Source organism: Calidithermus terrae (genome assembly GCF_003574345.1).
GTDB classification, from domain to species: Bacteria; Deinococcota; Deinococci; order Deinococcales; family Thermaceae; genus Calidithermus; species Calidithermus chliarophilus.
Window position 1 is genome coordinate 1 of the sequence record NZ_QXDL01000282.1, and the last position, 4,330, is coordinate 4,330.

Below are 4,330 nucleotides of genomic sequence, written 5' to 3' on the forward strand. Positions count from 1 at the left end.
CCCCCTCCCAGCCGGGCACCGCCCCCCAGCACTTCCGGCACTACGACTGGCTGCTGTTCACCAGCGCCAACGGCGTGCGCTACGGGCTGGAGTACCTGGCCGGGACCGGGCTGGCCCTCAGCCCCGGCACCCGCATCGGGGTGGTGGGGGCGGCCACGGCCCAGGCCCTCGAGGCCTACGGCCTGAAGGCCGACCTGGTGGCCGGGAGGCCGAGCGCGCAGGGGCTGCTCGAGGCCCTGCGCGCCTTGGGCCCCCTGGCCGGGCAGCGCTTCCTGCTGCTGGGGGCCGAGGAGGCCCGCGGCGAGCTCCCCGAGGGCCTCAAGGCCGACCGGGCCTTCGTGCGGCAGATCCCGGTCTACCGCACCGTGCTGGCCTCTCCCACCCCCCAGGCCCGCGCCGAGCTGCGGCAGGGCTTCGACGCCGCCGTCTTCGCCAGCCCCTCGAGCGTGCGCGGCTGGGTGGCCCTGGCCCCCGGCGTCGTCCCGCCCCGGGTGGTCTGCATCGGCCCCACCACCGCCCAGGCTGCGCGCGAGTGCGGGCTGGGGGTAGACTGCGTAGCCGATGCCCAGAGCGCCTCGGGGCTGCTCGAGGCGCTCGAGCAAGTCTTCGCGGAGGTTTAAGAATGCCCTTCCCTGCCCAACGCCTACGTCGCCTGCGGGCCAGCCCCGGCCTGCGCCGCATGGTGCGCGAAACCCCCCTCGCCCCCGACGACTTCATCTACCCCCTGTTCGTGGTCCACGGGCAGGGCGTGCGCCGCGAGATCGGCTCGATGCCCGGGGTCTTCAACCTCTCGGTGGACGAGGCCGTGGCCGAGGCCCAGGAGGTCTATGGCCTGGGCATCCCCGCCGTGATCCTCTTCGGGCTCCCGCGCCACAAAGACCCCGTCGGCCTGGAGAACTTCGACGAGGGCGGCATCGTGCAGCAGGCCATCCGGGCCATCAAGAAGGCGGTGCCCGGGCTGGTGGTCATCACCGACGTGTGCCTGTGCGAGTACACCGACCACGGCCACTGCTTCATCCTCCGCGAGGGCCGCTTCGACAACGACGCGACGCTCGAGGTGCTGGGCAAGGTGGTGGTCTCCCACGCCCAGGCCGGCGCCGACCTCGTGGCCCCCAGCGGGATGGTGGACGGCATGGTCGCCGCCATCCGCGCCGCGCTCGATGCAGGCGGCCACGCCATGACCGGCGTGATGTCCTACGCGGTGAAGTACGCCAGCGGCTTCTACGGCCCCTTCCGCGAGGCCGCCAACAGCGCCCCGGCCTTCGGCGACCGCCACGCCTACCAGATGGACCCCGCCAACGCCCGCGAGGCCCTGCTCGAGGCCGGCCTCGACGTGCAGGAGGGTGCCGACGTGCTGATGGTCAAGCCGGGCCTGCCCTACCTCGACGTGCTGCGCCGCGTGCGCGAGGCCTTCGACCTGCCCCTGGCCGTCTACAACGTCTCGGGCGAGTACAGCATGGTCAAGGCGGCGGCGGCCAACGGCTGGCTCGACGAGCGGCGGGTGGTGCTGGAGACCCTCACCGCCTTCAAGCGCGCCGGCGCCGACCTGATCCTGACCTACCACGCCAAGGACGCCGCGCGCTGGCTGAACCAGGGGTAACCCATGAACGAATCCGTACGCAACTCCCGCTTCCTCAAGGCGGCCCGCCTCGAGCCCACCGACGCCACGCCGGTGTGGTTCATGCGCCAGGCCGGGCGCTACATGCCCGAGTACCGCGCCCTGCGGGCCAAGACCACCATGCTGGGCGCCATCCAGGACCCCGCGCTCGCCGCCGAGATCACCCTCCAGCCCATCCAGGCCTTCGACCTCGACGCCGCCATCCTCTTCAACGACATCCTGACCCCCCTCATCGGGATGGGCCTCGAGCTCGACTTCGTGGAGGGCAAGGGCCCGGTGATCGGCAACGCCCTCGCCAGCCTGGCCGACGTCGAGCGCCTCATGACCCCGCCCGCCGCCGAGGCCATGCCCTACACCGCGCAGGCCATCCGGCTCGTCACCGCCGAGCTCGACGGGCGCGGCCTGCCCCTCATCGGCTTCGTGGGGGCGCCCTTCACCCTCGCCAGCTACGCCGTGGAGGGCGGGGGCAGCCGCAACTACGAGAAGACCAAGCGGCTGATGTACCACCAGCCCGAGGCCTGGGCCAGCCTGATGGACAAGCTCGTGCACGTGCTCGAGGACTACCTGCTCTTCCAGGCCCAGGCGGGCTGCGCCGCGCTGCAGGTCTTCGACTCCTGGGCCGGGGCGCTCTCCCCGCGCGACTACGCCCGCTTCGTGGCCCCCTACAACGCCCGCCTCATCGCGGCGGCCAAGGAGGGCGGGGTGCCGGTGATCTACTTCAGCACCGGCACCGCCGCGCTGCTGCGCGCGATCGGCGCCCTGGGCAGCGACGTGGTGGGCGTGGACTGGCGCATCGGCCTCGACGAGGCCTGGGCCCAGATCGGGCACGACCGGGCCATCCAGGGCAACCTCGAGCCCCTCCTCCTCCAGGCCCCCTGGGAGGAGCTACAGCGGCAGGCGAAGGCGGTGCTCGAGGAGGCCGCGGGCCGCCGGGGCCACATCTTCAACCTCGGCCACGGCATCCTGCCCCAGACCCCGCCCGACAACGTGGCCCGCCTGGCCGACTTCGTGCACGAGTTCAGCGCGAAGGGGGTCGTGCGGTGAGGGTGGTACGTCGTACGTCCTACGTCGAACGCCGAACGCCGATGGCCGAACGCGAAACACAATACGCCCTGACCCTTGACCCTTGACCCTTGACCCTTGACTTTCAACTATGACCAAACTCAGCCACGAACGCTCCAAGGCGCTGTTCGAAGAAGCCCAGCGCTTCATCCCCGGCGGGGTCAACTCGCCCGTGCGGGCCTTCCGCGGGGTGGGCGGAACCCCGGTGTTCATCGCAAAGGCCAGGGGTCCCTACCTGTGGGACGTGGACGGCAACCGCTACACCGACTTCGTGATGAGCTGGGGCCCGCTGGTGCTGGGCCACGCCCCCGAGGCGGTGGTGAAGGCCGTGCAGGCCCAGGCCGAGCTCGGAACCAGCTACGGCGCGCCCACCGAGCTCGAGACCCGCTTAGCCCGCAAGGTCGCCGAGCTGATGCCCGGCGTCGAGATGCTGCGCTTCGTCAGCAGCGGCACCGAGGCCACCATGAGCGCCCTGCGGCTGGCGCGGGCTTTCACAAGGCGCGACAAGATCGTGAAGTTCTCCGGCCACTACCACGGCCACAGCGACATGCTGCTGGTGCAGGCCGGCTCCGGCGTGGCTACTTTGGGCCTGCCCGACAGCCCCGGCGTCCCCGGCGGCGCGGCCCAGGACACCCTGACCCTGCCCTTCAACGACCTGGGGGCGCTCGAGGAGCTCTTCGCCCGCTTCCCCGGGCAGATCGCGGCGGTGATCCTCGAGCCCGTCGCGGGCAACATGGGCTTGGTGCGCCCCCAGCCGGGCTACCTCGAGGGCCTGCGCCGCCTGACCCGCGAGCACGGCGCCCTCTTGATCTTCGACGAGGTGATGACCGGCTTCCGCGTGGCGCTGGGCGGGGCCCAGGCCCACTACGCCCTCGAGCCCGACCTCACCACGCTGGGCAAGGTGATCGGCGGCGGCTTGCCGGTGGGGGCCTACGGCGGGCGCAGGGAGATCATGCAGTGGGTGGCCCCGGCCGGCCCCATGTACCAGGCCGGAACCCTCTCCGGCAACCCCCTGGCGATGGCCGCCGGGCTGGCGACGCTGGAGGAGTGGTCCCGCCCCGGCGTGTTCGAGGCGGCCGCCGAAGCCGCCCGCACCCTCGTCGAGGGCATCGCCGCGCTGGCCCGGCAGGCCGGGATTCCCCTCCAGACCGACCAGGCCGGCACCATGTTCGGCTTCTTCTTCACCGAAGAGCCCGTGCGCGACTACGCCTCGGCCAAGACCAGCGACGTGCAGCGCTACGCGAAGTTCTTCCACGCCGCCCTCGAGCACGGCGTCTACCTGGCCCCCTCCCAGTTCGAGGCCGGCTTCACCTCGGCGGCCCACACGCCCGAGGTGGTGGCGCAGGCGTTGGAGGGGCTCGAGGGGGCGTTTAGGTCGATGGTCGATGGCGGATAGCCGAACGCGGGTCGTGCGTCGTGCGTCCTACGCCGTACGCCAAACGCAAAACGCAAAACGCAAGACGCCTTGAGCAAGGGGGGCTGGGGAAGGATAGCTTCCTACCTCCCGCCTCACACCGCCCCCAGCCCCCGCTCCAAGTCCGTCCGCAAGTCCTCCAGGTTCTCGATCCCTACCGACATCCGCAGGAAGCCGTCGTGCAGGCCGAGGGCTTCGCGTTCGGCGGGGGGGAGGAAGCGGTGGGAGCTGGTGGC

The 4,330-nt window shown here is 71.7% G+C and carries 5 protein-coding genes; 4 read left to right on the forward strand and 1 reads right to left on the reverse strand.

Going from position 1 to position 4,330, the window contains the following annotated elements:
- From Mterra_RS19300 to hemL, 4 genes are all read left to right on the forward strand, one after another.
- On the forward strand, positions 1–620 hold a 620-nt coding region (locus Mterra_RS19300), incomplete at its 5' end, for a uroporphyrinogen-III synthase (RefSeq protein ID WP_147372954.1).
- A 2-nt stretch (positions 621–622) separates the two neighbouring features.
- Entirely contained in the window at positions 623–1,600 is a 978-nt protein-coding gene (gene hemB, locus Mterra_RS19305) for a porphobilinogen synthase (RefSeq protein WP_119316607.1), read from the forward strand.
- A gap of 3 nt (positions 1,601–1,603) precedes the next feature.
- A complete protein-coding gene (hemE, locus tag Mterra_RS19310) occupies positions 1,604–2,662 on the forward strand; it encodes a uroporphyrinogen decarboxylase (RefSeq protein WP_119316608.1) in 1,059 nt (352 codons plus the stop codon).
- A 109-nt stretch (positions 2,663–2,771) separates the two neighbouring features.
- A complete protein-coding gene (gene hemL, locus Mterra_RS19315; protein ID WP_119316609.1) occupies positions 2,772–4,076 on the forward strand; it encodes a glutamate-1-semialdehyde 2,1-aminomutase in 1,305 nt (434 codons plus the stop codon).
- A 113-nt stretch (positions 4,077–4,189) separates the two neighbouring features.
- On the opposite strand, the gene Mterra_RS23520 is transcribed toward hemL, so the two are convergent.
- On the reverse strand, positions 4,190–4,330 hold a 141-nt coding region (locus tag Mterra_RS23520), incomplete at its 5' end, for a PLP-dependent transferase (RefSeq protein WP_176582560.1).

Bases quoted from the DNA above. Each gene is read 5' to 3' on its own strand.
- hemB (WP_119316607.1), top strand. From the start codon at position 623: ATGCCCTTCCCTGCCCAACGCCTACGTCGCCTGCGGGCCAGCCCCGGC.
- hemE (WP_119316608.1), top strand. From the start codon at position 1,604: ATGAACGAATCCGTACGCAACTCCCGCTTCCTCAAGGCGGCCCGCCTC.
- hemL (WP_119316609.1), top strand. From the start codon at position 2,772: ATGACCAAACTCAGCCACGAACGCTCCAAGGCGCTGTTCGAAGAAGCC.